A 17,422-nucleotide genomic window follows, 5' to 3' on the forward strand; every position below is an offset into this window, starting at 1 on the left:
GGTTGTGATGATGGTTGTGAGGAAACCAGGTTTTCAGATCAGCTTATTCGATTAGATACTTTTGCTCCATCCACTGCGCAACCGATTGCTATCTCACCGCTGAGAGCGGCGGTGCAAAATTAGACCACGGTAGCGGCGGAATACTCCAGCCGCGGGCGGCGTAAAAGTCGGCCACCTATTTACCTTCTGCGACGATTGCAGGAGGGCTGGGGATCTATACCGTGGAACTATATCTGAAGGTCCGTCTGGCTTGCTCGGAAGGCATGAGCCGGCGTCAGGCTGCAAAGCATTTCAACATATCGCGCGACAGCGTTTCCAAGATGCTGTCGTATTCGACACCGCCCGGCTATCAGCGGCAATCACCGATCCGGCGGCCGAAGCTGGATGCGTTCGTTTCGACGATCGATCACTGGCTTGAAGAGGACGTTAAGGTGCCGCTCAAGCAGCGCCATACGGCCAAGCGGGTGTTTGACCGGCTTCGAGACGAGCGCGGGTTCACCGGCGGCTATACGATCATCAAGGATTATATGCGCGAGCGGGATCAGCGTCGCCAGGAGGTGTTCGTGCCTCTGTCGCATCCGCCGGGCCATGGGCAGGCTGATTTCGGCGAGGCCATGGTGGTGATCGGCGGCGTGGAGCAGAAGGCGCATTTCTTCGTGCTCGATCTACCGCACAGCGACGGCTGCTACGTCAGGGCCTATCCGGCGGCGGTGGCCGAGGCCTGGGTCGATGGCCACGTCCATGCGTTTTCCTTCTTCGGGGCCGTACCGCAGTCGATTGTCTACGACAATGATCGCTGCCTCGTCGCCAAGATCCTACCCGATGGTACGCGCAAGCGGGCAACGCTGTTCAGCGGTTTCCTGTCCCACTACCTGATCCGGGATCGCTATGGCCGACCGGGGAAAGGCAATGACAAGGGCAATGTCGAGGGTCTCGTTGGCTATGCCCGGCGCAACTTCATGGTTCCGATCCCGCAGTTTGCGACCTGGGAAGCATTCAACGTCTGGCTGGAAGAGCAATGCCGCAAGCGCCAGCGCGACAGGCTGCGGGGTGAGAGTGAAACGATCGGAGAACGGCTGCAGCGCGATCTTGCTGCCATGCGCCGATTGCCCGCGTCGCCATTCGATGCCTGCGACCAGACGAGTGCCAGAGTCACGGCCCAGTCGCTCGTTCGCTACAAGACCAACGACTATTCCGTGCCGGTTGCCTATGGGCATCAGGATGTCTGGGTACGCGGCTATGTCGATGAGGTGGTGATCGGCTGCCGTGGCGCGATCATCGCCCGCCATTCTCGGTGCTGGGAACGGGAAGACGTCATCTTCGATCCTGTGCATTACCTGCCGCTGATCGAGCAAAAGATCAATTCTCTGGATCAGGCGGCCCCTCTCCAGGGCTGGGATCTGCCGCAAGAGTTCGCCACGCTGCGCCGCCTGATGGAGGGCCGTATGGCCAAACATGGCCGGCGGGAATATGTGCAGGTCCTGCGCTTACTGGAGCGCTTTGACCTTGCGGACCTGCATGCGGCAGTGACGCAGGCTCTCCAGCTCGGCGCGATCGGCTTTGACGCCGTCAAGCATCTGATCTTGTGCCGGGTGGAGCGCCGGCCGCCGCGACTGGACCTGTCCATCTATCCATACCTGCCAAGAGCGACGGTCGAGACGACATCGGCGAAAGCGTACATGCGCCTCTTGTCATCGGATGCCGGAGAAGCGGCATGAGCACCGAATCACCAGATACGCCCCCTGGGATCCTGCTTGCACACTATCTCAAGACCCTGAAGCTGCCGAGTTTCCAGCGCGAGTATCAGAAGCTGGCCCGGCTATGTGCCACCGAGGGTGTCGATCATGTCGGATACCTCACCCGGCTTTCCGAACGGGAGATGATCGAACGTGATCGCCGCAAGGTCGAGCGCCGTATCAAGGCGGCACGGTTCCCGGTCGTCAAAAGCCTCGACAGTTTCGACTTCGCCGCCATCCCCAAACTCAACAAGATGCAGGTGCTGGAACTGGCACGATGTGAATGGATCGAGCGTCGTGAGAACGTGATCGCGCTTGGGCCCAGCGGCACGGGCAAAACCCACGTGGCTCTCGGTCTCGGTCTGGCCGCATGCCAGAAGGGCCTGTCTGTCGGCTTCACGACAGCGGCCGCCTTGGTCAGCGAGATGATGGAGGCACGTGACGAGCGAAGGCTGCTGCGCTTCCAGAAGCAGATGGCTGCCTACCAGCTTCTCATCATCGACGAGCTGGGCTTCGTGCCGCTCTCCAAGACCGGCGCGGAATTGCTGTTCGAGCTGATCTCGCAACGCTACGAACGCGGCGCGACCCTGATCACCAGCAATCTTCCCTTTGACGAATGGACGGAAACCTTAGGCTCCGAGCGCCTCACCGGCGCGCTGCTGGACCGTATCACCCACCACGTCAGCATCCTTGAGATGAATGGCGACAGCTATCGTCTCGCCCAAAGCCGCGCCCGAAAGGCCGGCTAATACCCCTCGAAAAATAGCAACGCGCGCATGAGACCCCCGCTCGGGCTACGCCCTCCCGGCGGTCTCATGCGCGCACCATAGTGGCCGACTTTTGCGCCGCCGCATGGCCGGTTTTTACTCCGCCGTTGACAGCATCGTCCGACTCGTTCGACCTGACCATGGCCAGATATGTCTTGAGAAGCGCGATATTGCGCAATTGTCGCGACGACAGCTGCGTCCCACGCGCAACGCAGTACAGATGATTTTCCAGGACCCAAGCTCATCTCTCAACCCCCGGATGACGGTGGGCGATGCGCTGCGCGAAGCGCTATTTCTTCGTCATCGCCATGACAATCGAGCCGCTATAGAGGCGCGACTTTTCGAGATGATGAATCTTATCGGTTTGCGTCCGGAATTCGTGGACCGTTACCCCCATCAAATGTCGGGGGGACAGAAACAGCGTATCGGCATCGCGAGAGCGCTTGCCATGGAACCCGAAATCGTGGTGGCCGACGAGGCCGTTTCAGCACTCGACGTTTCCATTCAGGCGCAAATCATCACCTTGCTGCAAGGTTTGCGGGAAAAGCTCGGGCTGACGATGCTATTCATTTCGCATGATCTAGGGGTCGTGCGTTATGTAGCCGACAGAGTAGCTGTACTGTATCTGGGTCGACTGGTCGAAATTGGCAAGACCCAAGACATTTTCACGCAGCCACGCCATCCCTACACGGAGGCGTTGCTTTCGGCCATTCCGTCGCTAGATCATCCCCTAGATGAAGAAGAGGAGCTGTATGAAGTGCAGTCCTCAGAGAAGACACAGCCGACCCAGGGCTGCGTTTTCGCACCGCGCTGTCCACATGTCACAACCCAGTGTCTCGAAAAGCAGCCTGTGTTGACGGAAGTGAATGCAGGACATGGCCATGCCTCCGCCTGCCTGCGCCAAGAAATCTATGCATCCCGAATGAAGGCGGAGGGTCATACCGATGCGTAAAATTGCGGACCTTTTGATTCAGACATTGCCGGTCGTATTGATCGTGAGTGTTGTCGCCTTTCTCTTGACCAGTCTGCTGCCCGGCGACGCGGCTGTCTCTCGTCTGGGGCTGGATGCGACCCCCGAACAACTGGCAGCTGTCCGTGAAACCATGGGACTAAACGACCCCGTGCCTATCCGCTACGTCAAGTGGCTAGGCAGCGCTCTGGCGGGAGATTTGGGCACTTCTTTGCGAAGCGGAGAGCCTGTAACCAATATCCTTATGCGCCGTATACCGGTAACCGTAGAACTAGCGGTACTGGGAACGACCTTGGCCATGCTGTTCGGCATACCTGCTGGAATATTGGCGGCTGTCTATCGTAATGGCCTGATCGACGGGATTACTAACATTCTTGCCTTGAGCGGCATGGCTATACCCTTCTTCTGGCTCGGATTGCTCTTGATCATGATGTTTTCGCTCAATCTGCAATGGGTGCCTCCATCGGGCTATGTGCCGTTTCTCGAAAATCCGCTCGAAAATCTCCGCCTTATGGCCCTTCCATCGCTCACGATCGCCGTGGCTTTCGCAGCGACATTGATGCGACAAACACGTGCGTCAATGCTGGAGGTTCTTACAGCTGACTATATCCGCACGGCAAAGTCGAAAGGCACGTCGCCCTTGCGGATCATTCTCCATCATGCACTGAGAAACGCTCTTATTCCAATCATCACTGTGGTCGGCCTGCAAATGGGAACATTGGTTGGGGGTGCCATTGTAACCGAGTCTGTTTTCGGCCTGCCTGGCCTCGGGCGGACGATTGTAGAAGGCATTTTTCAGCGCGATTTCCCTGTCGTTCAGGGAGTGCTCGTTGTCATCGTCGTCGCCGTCGTTGCGACGAATTTTGTAACCGATATTTGCTACCGGCTTGTCAATCCGAGGATCAAATGATGGCAGCATTAGCTGATACAAATCAAGTGCAGGAGCAAGCCACCACCGCCCCGGGCATCCTTGGCAAGGTATTATCTTCCTGGCCGGGCAAGGTCGGCGGCGGGCTTGTCGGGATCCTCATTGTGATCGCCGCGCTTGCGCAGTGGATAACTCCCTATTCCCCGACAGCCGTCGACTATATGACAATTATGACGCCACCGAGTTGGGACCACCCGTTTGGAACTGATGAGATTGGGCGCGACATACTGAGCAGGGTTATGGTCGGCGCACAAACCTCTCTCGTTGTAGTCATTGTCGCCACTTTCATCTCGGCGTCCATCGGTTCCATCATAGGGCTGTTCGCAGGATGGATCGGAGGAGTGACTGAAAAGATCATCATGCGTTCGATGGATGCCCTGCTTGCCTTTCCTCTCATTGTGATGGCTCTTGCAATCATAGCCATACTGGGACCAAGTCTGACAAACGCGATCATTGCCATTGGGATCGCAAAGGTACCTCACTTTGCGCGTCTTGTGCGCGGTGAAGTACTCACTATCCGGGATATGGACTACGTGCGCGCGGTCGAGGTACTTGGTCTTTCCACAACGAAAATTATCCTGCGACACGTATTGCCCAATGCCACCGGTCCTGTGCTTGTTTACATGTCTATCGCAGCTTCCTTGGCACTGATGACCGAAGCTTCACTCAGCTTCCTCGGTCTTGGCGTTCAACCGCCCACACCGAGTTGGGGCGGAATGGTATCGATAGGCATGCAGAATTGGCACTCCTGGTGGATGAGCTTTTTCCCCGGCTTGGCAATCTTTTTAACGGTCATGGCTTTCAACTTGCTCGGTGATGCCATGCGCGATGCCCTGGATCGCCGTACAGATCGGTAGACCGCATCTACTCGCGGAATTCAGTAGTGCCGCGGCGAAAACAATATCCCAATCAGGAGAACCCCAATGGACTTCGAGGGTGAGGGCATTCTTGCGCTCTGGAATGGTGCGGATGCGAGCCGCAGTGAGGAATACAATATGTGGCACAGCCGTGAACATGTGCCTGAAAGGCTGAGCGTACCCGGGATGCGAAGCGCGCGGCGCTACGTTCGAACTTCTGGTGAATTACCTGAATATTTGACGCTCTACGAAGTCGATAACCTATCTGTCCTTGAGAGCCAACCCTATCTGAAACTTCTCGAAAACCCCACTGAATGGTCAAGCTCGATGAGACCATCGTTTCGTGGGTTTCTCAGAAAATGCTGTAACCGTATCGTTAGCTTTGGCGGCGGTATGGGAAGTACCCTCGTAACTCTGCCTCTTGGTCGCGATTTTGAAGGCTCCGCCAAACAATGCGAGGCCCTGATTGAGCATGTTGTGAAAGACGCGGGACCTTTTGTGGCCACACATCTCATTGTGGAAAGCCCTGATATTCCCCCAGTGCCGTTTACCATCGGAGGGGATGACGTTCTACCGCCGTTGACTGGTGCTGTGTTACTGGAGAGCTACGACGCCCAATCGGCCGAAGTCGAACTTAATCGGTTGCTTCCCTTTTTCGCTGACTGCGGCATTGTCCACGAGGATGTCCGGGCCTCCTTTTACGGCCTGGTCTACGCTCTCAACGTAAAATCGCTTGAGCACATCGTTCCGATGAGCAAATCAAACTTTAAGGTTACTGCAGGTTGGAGCGCCTGAACGCTCTAATTTCCGCGAATATGACTTACGCAGTAGACGCCTGTTAAGTCGAAATGTTGGTCCCGAACATGCGCCTTACGGACTGCCATAACTTCCACGACTTCCGCCGCCTCGCGAAGCGCCGCCTGCCCGGCCCGATCTTCAATTATATCGATGGCGCGGCGGATGACGAGGTGACCTACCGGCGCAACACGTCCTCGTTCGAAAGCTGTGATCTGCTGCCGAGCGTTCTGCGTGGCGTCAGCAATGTCGACATGTCGGTTACGGTCATGGGCCAGCGGCTGGCGATGCCGGTCTATTGCTCGCCAACGGCACTGCAGCGTCTCTTTCATCACGAGGGCGAGCGCGCAGTGGCGCGGGCGGCGGGCAAGTACGGCACGATGTTCGGCGTCTCCTCGCTCGGTACCGTCAGCCTCGAGGAAGCGCGGCGGATCAGCGGCGCGCCGCAGGTCTACCAGTTCTACTTCCACAAGGACCGCGGCCTCAACCGCGAGATGATGGCGCGCGCCAAGGAAGCCGGCGTGCAGGTGATGATGCTGACGGTCGACAGCATCACCGGCGGCAACCGCGAGCGCGACAAGCGCACCGGTTTCTCAATCCCGTTGCGGCTCAATCTCGCCGGCGTCGCGCAATTCGCCGTCAAGCCGGGCTGGGCGCTCAACTTCTTCACGCATGAGAAATTCAAGCTGCCGCAACTCGACAGCCATGTCGACATGGGCAGTGGCACCATGTCGATCAGCCGCTATTTCACCGAGATGCTCGATCCTGCCATGAACTGGGACGATGGCGCCGAGATGGTAGAGACCTGGGCGGCCAGTTCTGCCTCAAGGGCATCATGACCGTCGAGGATGCCAAGCGCGCCATCGATATCGGCTGCACCGGCATTGTGCTGTCCAACCACGGCGGCCGCCAGCTCGATGGGTCGCGCAGCGGCTTCGACCAACTGGCCGAAGTCGTCGACGCGGTCGGCGACAAGATCGACGTGATGATCGATGGCGGCGTGCAGCGTGGCACGCATGTACTGAAGGCCCTATCGCTTGGCGCCAAAGCAGTTGGCCTCGGCCGCTACTACCTCTTCCAGCTCGCCAGCGCCGGCCAGGCCGGGGTTAAACGGGCGTTGACGCTGATGCAAGCGGAGCTCGATCGAGGCATGAGGCTGATGGGCTGCTCGTCGATCGACCAGCTAACCCGAGCCAACCTTTGCTTTAGGTGATTTGAGTTCAGAGCACATCAAGGATATGCGACGGCTATCCCAAGTGTAGCAAACAAACCAGATTGACTAAACAAAGAATCAAAAAAACCGATTCCCCAATCAACCTTTGTCCACGAACGCTAGGCGGACAAAACTACCTGAGAATTACTGATCGCGAATACGCGCATCCTGAACGAATTTGCGCTTTCGACCGATGTCGATACCGACGGTTCTGCGTAACTTCCACGTAATCTTCGGTGGCCATACGCATCCGCCTTAGTGCTTCTCAACGGTCGACTGGCGGCCGGAGGGGCAATCAATCGAGAGGACAGGTATGAAGAAGATCATTTCAGGCGTACTCGTTTGTTTGACGCTGACAGCGTGCAGCCAGACGGAAAAGGGCGCCGGCATCGGTGCGGCGAGCGGCGCTATCATTGGTGGGTTGGCAAGCGGCACTTGGGAAGGCGCTGCGGTGGGAGCCGCCGCCGGTGGCGCGGGAGGGGCCGTGGTAGGCAACATCAGTGAACGTAATGAAAGGAGCCGCCGCGATCGCTGGGAACAGCACGACCGGCGTAACTACGGCTGCAGATACCGGGATCAATACGGTCGCTGCCGATAGAGCTTCCGGTATTGGCAATATGCGGAAGGCATTAGGATACCGGGCAGATTCAGGCGTCCCGGTGTCCGTATCTGAACCGCCGACTGCCAGTTGATCCGGCGTCCACACGGTCACGGTGTTCGAATTTATCTGAATCGAACGTATTTTTTCTATAAGGATTCCTGGGAACGACTGCCCGAGATTTTTACGATAAGGCCACTATGAAACTTCTGCTTATCGAAGACGATCCGGAAATGACGGATGCGTTGAGGACGGCCCTCTCCCAGCATGGTATCGTTCTTGACGCCGTTGGAGATCTGGAAACGGCGCGGGAAGCAATCGCGATGGCGCATTACGATATCGTCCTTATCGATCGGCAACTGCCGGATGGCGACGGCAGTACGTTCCTTGCCGATTTGCGTCGCGCGGGTTCAATTACGCGATCGATCATTATCTCCGCTCTGAGTTCGACCGACGAACGTATTTCCGGACTCAATGACGGCGCTGATGACTATTTGCCGAAGCCCTTCGAAATCCCCGAACTGGTCGCAAGAATGAGCGCTGTGCTAAGGCGGGCACCAACAACCGACCCGTCCGTGTTGTCGGCAGGAAACGTCACCTATGATCGTGCTTCAAGCGATGTGCATGTCAACGGCGTCGGGGTTGCGCTCACCCGGCGAGAACTGCTCATCATCGAAACGCTTCTAAGAAACCGCGGTCGTACCGTATTGCGCTCGTCCCTTGAGGGTCACGTCTATTCCTTTGACGATGAGATCCAATCCAACTCACTTGAGGCCAATATGTCACGCCTGCGCCGGAAGCTCAGCGATGCTGAGGCTGACATTGTAATCAAGAACATTCGTGGCATCGGCTATTACCTTTATGAGCAGAAATAGGACAGCAAGCTCATCCCTTCGCTGGCGATTCACGCTTGGCTTCATCGTCCTGCAGGTCTGCGCGATCATCGTCTCGCTGGGCCTGGTTTTCTATCTCCTTTCCGGCATCAAGCCTGATGTGGCCATCACGTCCATCTGGCTGTCTCAGGAAATCGCAGACTCCGTCCGTCTCGAGCCGAATGGCCGGGCCTATCTGGCACCGACGGCCAAACTTAAGGAGATGATGGAGGACGCGCCTGACCTATGGTTCGTGGCAGACATGGGAGAAGATACTGTCCTTGCACACGGCACCCCACCCAAGAAAATCGCCGACAACACCACATTCTTGCGGACGTTCACAAGCGTCGAACTCCATGGTTCTCTGAATGACCCGCTGAGTGTCGCCCGAATGCAGCGTTTCGACACCCAGGCCGGTGAAGCAACGATTTTTGCCGGCGGTGTTCCGATGTCTCAATACGGTGTGACCGTCCTGTTGGGGAACCTTGCCATTGGCGTGCCGGCGCTGATCCTCGTCGCCATCTCCCTCATCGGCGTTCCGTTCGTCACGCGCTGGGCGCTGCGGTCCTTCAGCGATCTGACCGGGCGTCTCGACATGATCGATCTCGACGCTCGCGGCACCCTGGTGGAAGAGCGTGGCTTGCCCAATGAGGTGCTGCGCGTTGTGCGCGACATCAACAGGGCGCTCCGTCGTCTCGATAGTGGCTTCGAGGCGACGGAGCGTTTCTTCGTCAACGCGGCGCATGAACTTCGAACGCCGATAGCTGTCCTGCAGGTAAGGATCGATACCCTTTCACCAAGTGTGGACAAGACACACCTACAGACGGCCATCAAGCGACTTACGGCGATCGCGAACCAGCTTCTCGACACCGAGAAGTATCGGCAGAAGCCTCAGCAAAATGCACCTGTCGATCTCAAAAGCGTTGTGTCGAAGGTAGTCGCCGACCTTGCCCCGTTGGCCATCGTCGAAGGGTATGAGATTGCCTTTGAGAGCGACGCGGAAAATCTCTTCGTTCGTGGTGACGCCGACGCTCTGGAGCGTGCATTCGTCAATCTGGTACGTAATGCAGTCCAGTACGGAGGTGGCAGAGGGCAGATATCGGTTGGAATTGAGGCTGACGGTAGCGTGACCGTGGCCGATCAGGGCTGCGGAATTGCCGGCGACAAGCATGCGCGTATATTCGAGCCGTTCTACCGGGTCAGCCCTCACGGCTCAGGCGCGGGTCTGGGGCTCAGCATGGTCAACGACATCGTGACCCGCCATGGTGGTTACGTCGAGCTTTCTTCCGCGCCAGGCAAGGGGAGCATCTTTGCGGTACGCTGGCGCGACGGGCGCGTTTTCCACCAGCCGTAGGGAGTCGCCGGTTGTGCCGACTGGTCGATAAGACGGTTTCATTCGTTGATGTTGGCCGAACATGGCCGTGATCGCCCTTAATGCTTCGCGGACAATCTCCGGCATGTCATCCACATTGCCAGCACTCTTTGTCGATTGATCGACTGTGACGGTGCGCGCCAAACGGACCAGGCGCGGCAACGGACAAGTAGTGTCAGGTTGCTGTCTGCAGCGCCGGGGTTCGTTCGGCCGTCTGCGCGCGCCGCAGCGACATCCTCTCCCAGTTCCTGATCGAGGCCGTTCTGGTTTGCCTTGTCGGCGGCTTCATGGGGGTCATGCTCGCCCTCGGGCTCAGCGCTCTTTTCAATTTGCTGAGCCCCGACTTCAAAATGATCTTCTCCTCCGGATCCATCATCATGGCCTTCACCTGCCCGACCCTTATCGGTGTCGTCTTCGGCTTCCTTCCCGCCAGCAACGCCGCAAAGCTGGACCCCATCGAAGCCCTGGCGCGCGACTGATGACCCGCAAGCGTCTGTTCGGAACGACGGCAAAAGGTCGTAAGCTGCCCGGCAAGCCTGATCCCGTTGCAGCTCGCTTGTTACGCACTCCGCCTAATTATTGCCTCCCGTAAGGTCCACGTAAGGAATTGGTTCCAAGTCATCGAGGTCGGTTCGACATGTCGTCATCGCACAGGCGTCGCCATCCAAACCTGCATGCATAAGGAGCTAAAATGGAAAAAGTCATCGCAACGTTGTAGTGGCCATTGCCCCTACCGGCAGCTCACAATCTGTTGGCGCGGGTGCAACACTAGCGGCGGTCTCAGGCGCCCTGATCGGTGGACTAACCACCGATTCATGAGAACGCGCAGCCGTAGGCGGAGCCTCAGGGACGATAATTGGCAGGGGCGCGCAGTGACCTGCAATGTCCAGAAGTAGAGAATAACAATGGCGAACGAAGTCTCCCTAAAAACGAAACAAGCAAGGTAGGGCAATTCACCCCGGTGACCGCACCGGCATAACTGACCTTCGCGATAACCGAATTGTTTGATCTGCTTTTGAGCGCCGAGGCGAAGCGGTTCTGTTTCTCAAGAAGGAATTCCGGCAGCACCAGCAGCAACTTTGAAAGCCGTTCACAACGGACTGGCTACGGCCTATCGCGGCAAGGTGATCATGGCCTGCGGCACCGACAAGACGATCACCAGTCTCAAGATTGCCGAGGATCTTGCCAATGTTGGCAAGTAAGTACTGTTCATGGTGCCCTCGCTGGCGCTGATGGCCAAACCATTCGAGAATGAGTCAACGACGCTGTTGTCCCTTTGTGAACCTTCTCAGTCTGCTCTGAAAACCAGTTCTGCAAACGTAAAGGCAGTCAGCAAATTTCATCGCCGCATCACAATGAGACTTCCGAACGGTATCTAGGGCCCAGCAAGCCTCGCCGTGCAAAAGTCATAAAATAAGAGAGGCGACCATCAATGTAAGAATTGAAGAACAAGAATTGTTCTTCAAAAAGGATATTTTTATTGGCGGATTATCCATGCGACGTTTCTGGAAATGGCATCTATTTATAATGGAGTATCTAAATATGAGAAAACAAACCGAACGAGGACTACGGCCTGTGCCCGCAGTGGTGCCGTATCATCGGGTATTAGTCAGTGACAGGCTTCGAATAGGGCGCGACATTCTCGCTCTTGCACTGCTTATCGGCGGATTGTTTTTCTTTAGCTTGTTATCCCCTATAATCGGAGGCGTAATCGACACCCATGTCTTTGGGCGGGTTAATCCCATGTCCGGCGGTACGGACTTCACTCCGGTTTACGTAGCCGGAAATTTCGTTGGGGTCGCCGCGCTCATCCCATGGAGCATGTTTTTACAGCGCTGGCTTTACGGCGTGAAGGGGGCCACGTTGCATTCAGTACGCTCGGTCTTCCGTTTCGATGTGTTCGGTCGTGCTATGTTGATTATTGTACCCATTTGGACAGTCTATATGGTCTTCTTCAACTGGTTCTCGTCATATAACACCACGGAGTTTCGGGTCGCCGACTTGCTTGCTATCTTTGCTGTAAGCGTATTGCTCGGACCACTCCAAAGTGCTGGTGAGGAGTATGGCTTTCGGGGGCTGGTATTCCGGATCGCCTCCAGTTGGGTCCGCAATCCGAGAGCGTCACTTATCGTGGGCATCGCTGTCTCGAGCGTGTTGTTCGCTCTCGTGCATGTGTCGACCGATCCGTGGTTTAACTTGTATTACTTGGCTCTCGGCATCGCCTTTGCAACGATCACCTGGCGAACAGGCGGTCTGGAGAATGCGATTGTTATACATGCTGTCAATAATACGCTCGCCTATATCTTCGTTTTAATACTGCGCGTCGAGTATTTGACAGCCATCGACCGTTCGGCCGGGATGGGGTCAAAGATCATGCTGATGCCTTGTGCGGTGCTTGTGTTTGTCACAATGATTATATGGTTCAGCACCCGTCTCACCGGTCCTGAACGGACACCTCAGAACATGGCTTCCGTCAAAGCACACACAACACAATGAGAGGATCGGGCAAGTCCATGAAAATGCGGCCAAACCCGCCACGAGCCTCGCAAATCAAGTCTTTAACGCGCCTTTGTGTTGGTCGCGGCCCCAGTGTCCTGTTGCCGCCAAGGACTACGTGGGAATTTGTCGGACGCAGAGTGGCAGCTCATTGGGAGCGCTTGCCGGCCGAGCGAGGGCGAGAGTCCCGACCAGCGCAAGATAACCGACGATATCTGAACGGCATGCTCTATATTCTGCGGGGGGATCACGCGGATATTGTGGCCGCAGGCGCAGACGACAGCGAAGATCGCATCGCAGATGCGGCCCTCCCGCGAGCATCTGGCAAGGCTACCGTCGCTTTTCATGTGCCCGATCTCCGGCTCGATGGCGCTTCTTCACCTCGGTGCTTTGCTAGAGCATCTTTTATGAACACAGGGTCGGTTTGAGGATTCACGTGATCTGTTTAGTCTGATTCACTGCTCCTGGTGATTTGCCAGGAGGGTGGTGATGACAAGGAGCTTGAGCGGAGACCTTCGCGGTCGAGTTATTGCGGCGATTGAAGATGGGGTTTCGACGCGGGAGGCGGCACGACGCTTCCGTATCGGGATCTCAACGGCAGGGGCCTGGTATCGGCGCTATCGCGAGACCGGCGAAATGGAAGCGCGCAAGCAGGGCCAACCGTCACGATCGAAGCTCGATGCGCATGGGGCCTTCATTCTGGGCCTCATCGAGAAGGCACCGGACATCACGCTTGCTGAGATCGGCGAGCGGCTTGTCGACGAGCGCGGCGTGCGTGCGGCACCCTCGACGGTCTGGCTGTTCCTCGATCGGCGCGGCGTTACGTTCAAAAAAAACGGCACACGCCTCAGAGCAGCAGCGTCCTGATGTCCTGCGCCGCCGCATAGCCTGGTTCGACGGCCAACTCGATCTCGATCCTGAGAGGCTCATCTTCATCGACGAGACCGCGGCATCCACGAAGATGGCGCGGCTGCGAGGGCGAGCGCTATGCGGTGAACGATGCCGGGCACCCGTTCCACATGGACATTGGAAGACGACCACCTTTACCGCAGGCCTGCGGCTATCTGGTATGGCGGCACCGATGTTGCTTGATGGGCCGATGAACGGCCCCGCCTTCCTCGCCTATGCCGAGCAGGTTCTCGCACCCGAGCTTCGGCCCGGCGACATCGTCGTCATGGATAACCTGCCTGCTCACAAGATCAGCGGTGTGCGCGAGGCTCTCGAGAAGGTTGGCGCACGGCTCCTGTTCCTCCCGCCATACTCGCCAGACTTCAACCCCATCGAGATGGCTTTCTCGAAGCTTAAGGCCCTCCTCAGAAAAGCCGCCGCCAGAACCATTGAAGATCTCTGGTCAGCGGTCGCCGACTGCCTCTCCGCCTTCACCCCGCAGGAATGCCGGCACTACTTCGAGGCGGCGGGATATGACCCGGACTAAATCGAATCTGCTCTAGGAGCGGGGTGATGCCACGTCTTGTGCCCGCTGATCAGGATCTTGGTGGTCTCCACGGGCTCTGTTGCGAAAATCAGTTGGCGACCGCAGTTCCCCTTTCGCCGGACACACTTACCCCATTGCCACAGTGACCTGGATGCCGAGGGCCGTGAAGCGGTTCATGGCCGCCGCGCGGATCTGGACCTCGGCAAATGGCGGTCGGAGTCCCGCGACATCAGCCGCAGGCCGAGCTGCTTCATGCGGTTCATTTTCGTCTCCGCCCTGCTGCGGCGGTGATACCCGCTCCAGTTCCGCCAGAGCGCCCGGCCAAAGTGTTTCGAGGCCCGCAGGCTCTCGTTGCGTGCCCGGGCCCCGGGCGTGTCTGGCTTCCATGGCCTCGCATTCCGTCTCGGCGGAATGACCGCCGCTGCAATGTGGGCGGCGATAGCGTCATGGCAGGCCCGCGTGTCGTAGGCACCGTCGGCCGTAACCGTGGCGATCTCCTCGTCCTCTGGGATCTGGGCATGCAGGTCCGGCAGCATCGGAGCATCGCAGACATGGCTCGAAGTGACTTCCACCGCCCGGATCTCGAGCGTTCTTCTTCGATACCGAGATGGATCTTGCGCCAAACCCTTCGTTTCGAGAGGTCCGGCACGGGCCAGCGGAGCCCCGAAAGTTCCAGAAGGCTTGCCACGAAGCAGGTGGCATGGCGGAGCGGCAGGCCGAAGAGAACCTTGATGATCAGGCAGGCCTGGATCGCAGCGTCGCTGTAGGCGTGCTGACGGCCACGCCGCCCTGACGGCGCTGCTTCCCACTGCATCAAGGGGTCGAACCAGACGGTCAAAGATCCGCGCTGCCTCAGCGCCTGGTTATATGCGTGCCAGTGGGTGGTCTGGTAGGTCAGCTTCGGCGGTCTGCTCATGCCATTCGGCTATTACATTGGATTCCCAAAGTGAATCTCAAGCCTTCTTTGTGCAACAAGGTCCTCCCATTATCTTCTGTTGCGCAGCGTGTTCCGAAATAAGTCTTTAGGTGGAGAATGATCCCGCGTGTTATTCGTTGCTGCTAGCCCCGCCATCTTACGGCGCATCAGCTCTGGATTATGGCGCATTCTATGGCGCTGGATAGAATACTGATTGCCATGTCAATTTCTTTGTCACTCGACGTCAGCGGGGGAGCAATGCGGAACACCGCGCCCATCGCGGGGACCTTTACAATATTCATGCTTAAGCCCCGCTCCATGGCCGCTGCGGCAATGCGGTCAGCCATAGCGAGATCCGGCTGCGTGCTGTTTCGATCCGTCACTATTTCGAGACCAATCAGCAATCCCCTTCCCCGCACGTCGCCGATGCAATCATACTTCTGCTGTAGCGCGAGCAGACCGTGCCGCAGCCGTTCACCGGCTTCCCTTGCCCGCCCGACCAATCCATCGCGTTCCACCACATCCAGCACGGCGAGCCCCACCGCGGCCGGCAGGGGGTCGGAAACATGCGTCGTCAGAAAGATGAAACCGCGTTCATGAGCCGCCTCCTCAATCTTGCGGCTTGTCATCACCGCTGAGAGCGGCAGACCGGCACCGAGGGTCTTGGACAATGTCAAGATGTCCGGTGTCACCCCGTCACGCTGGAAGGCAAACATCGTTCCGGTGCGCCCGATCCCGGTCTGCGCTTCATCGAGGATAAGTAACATGTCACGCTCCTCGCATTTGCGCTTGAGCGCAGCGAGGTACCCCTGGGGCAATTCGATGATTCCGCCGGAAGACAGGATCGGTTCCGCAATGAAAGCTGCAAGGCTGCCCGTCGATTGCGCATCAATCAGCGCGAAAGCATCGTCCAGCTCGCTTTGCCAATCGAGGCTCCCATCGGCATGCCGGAAGCGAGGGCGATAAGCCTGCGGCGCGGGGATTGCAAACGATCCAACCGCCGCCGGGCCGTAGCCCTTGCGCGCGGCACTGTAAGTCGCTGAAGCAGCACTTCCCGTCATACCGTGCCAGCTCTTGGAGAACGCGACAATTTCGTGCTTGCCGGTAACACATTTTGCAAGGCGTATCGCGGCTTCGTTCGCTTCGCCGCCAGTCGAAAGCAACATCGCTTTTTCGAGCCCCGGGACCATCCGACCAAGCCGGGCGCAGAGATCGACGACAGGAGACGACAGCATGCCGCTGAAGAGGTGATCAAGCCGGCCGATCTGATCGCGAACGACACGAACCACATCGGGATGCGAATGACCCAGGAGCGAACTCATCTGCCCCGAGGTGAAGTCAAGGATTGCCGCGCCGTCTGTGTCGTAGACAAAGCTGCCTTCGGCACGCTGGATGATCCGCCGCTCGAACACTGGCCCGTAGCGCATGACATGGTCCGAGACATCTGACCAGAAAGAGTTTTTTCCGACGGTATCAGGCATAGCGGTCTCCCTTGCGTTTCGAAGAAGGTATCGCCGATAACCAATCAAGGATAATTAATTCCTCTGCATACAGAATCAAGGAAAACTCATATGAAGCCGAATCTTGACATCGCTCTGTTGCGTAGTTTCGTCGTCGTATCGCGTGTCGGATCAATCCGCGCTGCCGCTGGACGCATCGGGCGCACTCAGTCGGCTATAAGTCTACAGATCAAGCGGCTAGAAGAGATTGTCGGAGAAAGGCTTTTCCACCGCATGGGATCCGGTGTGGCGCTTACTGGCGCCGGCGAGCGCTTCTTCCCCGGGGCAGAGCGAATACTTGCTGTTCATGATGAAACCATAGAAGCCATTCGCTCCGAGAGCGTAACGGGATCGCTTGTCTTCGGATGCCCGGAAGACTATCTCACGGCCTTTTTCCCTGATCTCCTGCGACGCTACGGGGCCAAGTATCCGGGTGTCGAGATAGAGATCGTTTGCGCCCCAACTGTCGAACTCTATCCGCTTCTGCAAAGTCGCCGGATTGATCTGGCGCTTGTTTCTGTTTCTGCTTCGGCGCCGCCCCGAGATATTATTCGATACGAACCGCTGGTCTGGATAGCTTCCGAAAAGGCGCCTGCCCTGCTCAGCGAACCGGTTTTGCCGCTGGCCCTTTCGGGCTCGGAAACAATCGACCACCAAGAGGCGCGAAGAGCGATGGATGCTCTCGGCATCAACTACCGGGTCACCCATGCCAGCAACGGCTTGGCCGGTGTCCTAACGATCGCGCGATCAGGCCTTGCTATAAGCGTGGTAACTCGCGCGGCGGTTCCCCCAGACCTGGCAATTGTCGCAAAAGGTCTGCCACACCTTCCAGAAATAGGCGTCAGCCTTATTTATGCCTCAGCAAAGCCGACGCGTGCAGTACAATCATTCGGGGCTTTTATTTTATCCAGCCTCAAATCGGCATAGCGGCGTGCATCCGATCGCACGACTATCTATTATTTATCGTC

General features: G+C 57.5%; 14 protein-coding genes and 5 pseudogenes. 16 read left to right on the forward strand and 3 right to left on the reverse strand.

Annotated features, from left to right (window positions below; all coding sequences use genetic code 11):
* Nucleotides 1-221 precede the first annotated feature (221 nt).
* From istA to K0P03_RS35735, 14 genes and pseudogenes are all read left to right on the forward strand, one after another.
* A complete protein-coding gene (gene istA / locus K0P03_RS33280; RefSeq protein WP_272791952.1) occupies nt 222-1,718 on the forward strand; it encodes an IS21 family transposase in 1,497 nt (498 codons plus the stop codon).
* Nucleotides 1,715-2,485, forward strand: a complete 771-nt coding sequence (istB, locus tag K0P03_RS33285; protein ID WP_272791953.1) for an IS21-like element helper ATPase IstB — start codon at nt 1,715-1,717, stop codon at nt 2,483-2,485. The genes istA and istB overlap by 4 nt, the downstream gene beginning before the upstream one ends.
* A 103-nt stretch (nt 2,486-2,588) precedes the next feature.
* Nucleotides 2,589-3,455 carry an oligopeptide/dipeptide ABC transporter ATP-binding protein gene (locus K0P03_RS33290; RefSeq protein WP_272791954.1) on the forward strand — a complete coding sequence of 289 codons (867 nt, stop codon included), beginning with the start codon at nt 2,589-2,591 and terminating at the stop codon, nt 3,453-3,455.
* A complete protein-coding gene (locus K0P03_RS33295) occupies nt 3,448-4,383 on the forward strand; it encodes an ABC transporter permease (RefSeq protein ID WP_272791955.1) in 936 nt (311 codons plus the stop codon). The genes K0P03_RS33290 and K0P03_RS33295 overlap by 8 nt, the downstream gene beginning before the upstream one ends.
* Nucleotides 4,380-5,258 (forward strand): ABC transporter permease, encoded by an 879-nt coding sequence (locus K0P03_RS33300; RefSeq protein WP_272791956.1) that lies wholly within the window; start codon nt 4,380-4,382, stop codon nt 5,256-5,258. The genes K0P03_RS33295 and K0P03_RS33300 overlap by 4 nt, the downstream gene beginning before the upstream one ends.
* A gap of 66 nt (nt 5,259-5,324) precedes the next feature.
* Nucleotides 5,325-6,053 (forward strand): hypothetical protein, encoded by a 729-nt coding sequence (locus tag K0P03_RS33305; RefSeq protein WP_272791957.1) that lies wholly within the window; start codon nt 5,325-5,327, stop codon nt 6,051-6,053.
* Between the two features lie 68 nt (nt 6,054-6,121).
* Nucleotides 6,122-7,266 (forward strand): annotated as a pseudogene (locus K0P03_RS33310) (alpha-hydroxy acid oxidase).
* Nucleotides 7,267-7,579: 313 nt separating this feature from the next.
* Entirely contained in the window at nt 7,580-7,864 is a 285-nt protein-coding gene (locus K0P03_RS33315; protein WP_272791958.1) for a YMGG-like glycine zipper-containing protein, read from the forward strand.
* A 200-nt stretch (nt 7,865-8,064) separates the two neighbouring features.
* Nucleotides 8,065-8,739, forward strand: coding sequence for a response regulator transcription factor (locus K0P03_RS33320; protein ID WP_272791959.1), 675 nt, complete (start codon nt 8,065-8,067; stop codon nt 8,737-8,739).
* Nucleotides 8,705-10,090 carry a sensor histidine kinase gene (locus K0P03_RS33325; RefSeq protein WP_272791960.1) on the forward strand — a complete coding sequence of 462 codons (1,386 nt, stop codon included), beginning with the start codon at nt 8,705-8,707 and terminating at the stop codon, nt 10,088-10,090. Before K0P03_RS33320 ends, K0P03_RS33325 begins: the two co-directional genes overlap by 35 nt.
* 215 nt (nt 10,091-10,305) lie before the next feature.
* Nucleotides 10,306-10,587: pseudogene (locus tag K0P03_RS33330) on the forward strand (FtsX-like permease family protein); the annotation flags it as partial.
* 600 nt (nt 10,588-11,187) lie between these two features.
* Complete coding sequence (locus tag K0P03_RS33335; RefSeq protein ID WP_272791961.1) at nt 11,188-11,310, forward strand: hypothetical protein; 123 nt, start codon at nt 11,188-11,190, stop codon at nt 11,308-11,310.
* A gap of 253 nt (nt 11,311-11,563) precedes the next feature.
* A complete protein-coding gene (locus K0P03_RS33340) occupies nt 11,564-12,604 on the forward strand; it encodes a CPBP family intramembrane glutamic endopeptidase (RefSeq protein ID WP_272791962.1) in 1,041 nt (346 codons plus the stop codon).
* Nucleotides 12,605-12,697: 93 nt separating this feature from the next.
* Nucleotides 12,698-12,846, forward strand: a pseudogene (locus K0P03_RS35735) (IS5/IS1182 family transposase); the annotation flags it as partial.
* Between the two features lie 3 nt (nt 12,847-12,849).
* Here the strand turns inward: K0P03_RS35735 and K0P03_RS33345 are convergent.
* A pseudogene (locus K0P03_RS33345) lies at nt 12,850-12,981 on the reverse strand (IS5/IS1182 family transposase); the annotation flags it as partial.
* Between the two features lie 112 nt (nt 12,982-13,093).
* Here K0P03_RS33345 and K0P03_RS33350 point away from each other — a divergent pair.
* A protein-coding gene (locus K0P03_RS33350; protein ID WP_272791963.1) for an IS630 family transposase occupies nt 13,094-14,039 on the forward strand; the annotation gives its coding sequence in 2 pieces (ribosomal slippage) (nt 13,094-13,434 and nt 13,433-14,039; 948 coding nt in all).
* A gap of 126 nt (nt 14,040-14,165) precedes the next feature.
* Here the strand turns inward: K0P03_RS33350 and K0P03_RS33355 are convergent.
* Nucleotides 14,166-14,955 (reverse strand): annotated as a pseudogene (locus K0P03_RS33355) (IS5 family transposase).
* A 167-nt stretch (nt 14,956-15,122) separates the two neighbouring features.
* On the reverse strand, nt 15,123-16,436 hold the full coding sequence (locus K0P03_RS33360) for an aspartate aminotransferase family protein (RefSeq protein ID WP_272791964.1): 1,314 nt from the start codon (nt 16,434-16,436) through the stop codon (nt 15,123-15,125).
* Between the two features lie 90 nt (nt 16,437-16,526).
* Between K0P03_RS33360 and K0P03_RS33365 the strand changes: the two genes are divergently transcribed.
* Nucleotides 16,527-17,381, forward strand: coding sequence for a LysR family transcriptional regulator (locus K0P03_RS33365; protein WP_272791965.1), 855 nt, complete (start codon nt 16,527-16,529; stop codon nt 17,379-17,381).
* The last annotated feature ends 41 nt before the right edge of the window (nt 17,382-17,422 follow it).

This window comes from Shinella sp. HY16 (assembly GCF_028534175.1).
In the GTDB taxonomy this organism is placed as follows: Bacteria; Pseudomonadota; Alphaproteobacteria; order Rhizobiales; family Rhizobiaceae; genus Shinella.

What these genes read in the sequence shown, in the direction of transcription:
- istB (WP_272791953.1), top strand. Translation starts at nt 1,715, where the DNA reads ATGAGCACCGAATCACCAGATACGCCCCCTGGGATCCTGCTTGCACAC.
- K0P03_RS33290 (WP_272791954.1), top strand. Translation starts at nt 2,589, where the DNA reads ATGGCCGGTTTTTACTCCGCCGTTGACAGCATCGTCCGACTCGTTCGA.
- K0P03_RS33295 (WP_272791955.1), top strand. Translation starts at nt 3,448, where the DNA reads ATGCGTAAAATTGCGGACCTTTTGATTCAGACATTGCCGGTCGTATTG.
- K0P03_RS33300 (WP_272791956.1), top strand. Translation starts at nt 4,380, where the DNA reads ATGATGGCAGCATTAGCTGATACAAATCAAGTGCAGGAGCAAGCCACC.
- K0P03_RS33305 (WP_272791957.1), top strand. Translation starts at nt 5,325, where the DNA reads ATGGACTTCGAGGGTGAGGGCATTCTTGCGCTCTGGAATGGTGCGGAT.
- K0P03_RS33315 (WP_272791958.1), top strand. Translation starts at nt 7,580, where the DNA reads ATGAAGAAGATCATTTCAGGCGTACTCGTTTGTTTGACGCTGACAGCG.
- K0P03_RS33320 (WP_272791959.1), top strand. Translation starts at nt 8,065, where the DNA reads ATGAAACTTCTGCTTATCGAAGACGATCCGGAAATGACGGATGCGTTG.
- K0P03_RS33360 (WP_272791964.1), bottom strand. Translation starts at nt 16,436, where the DNA reads ATGCCTGATACCGTCGGAAAAAACTCTTTCTGGTCAGATGTCTCGGAC.
- K0P03_RS33365 (WP_272791965.1), top strand. Translation starts at nt 16,527, where the DNA reads ATGAAGCCGAATCTTGACATCGCTCTGTTGCGTAGTTTCGTCGTCGTA.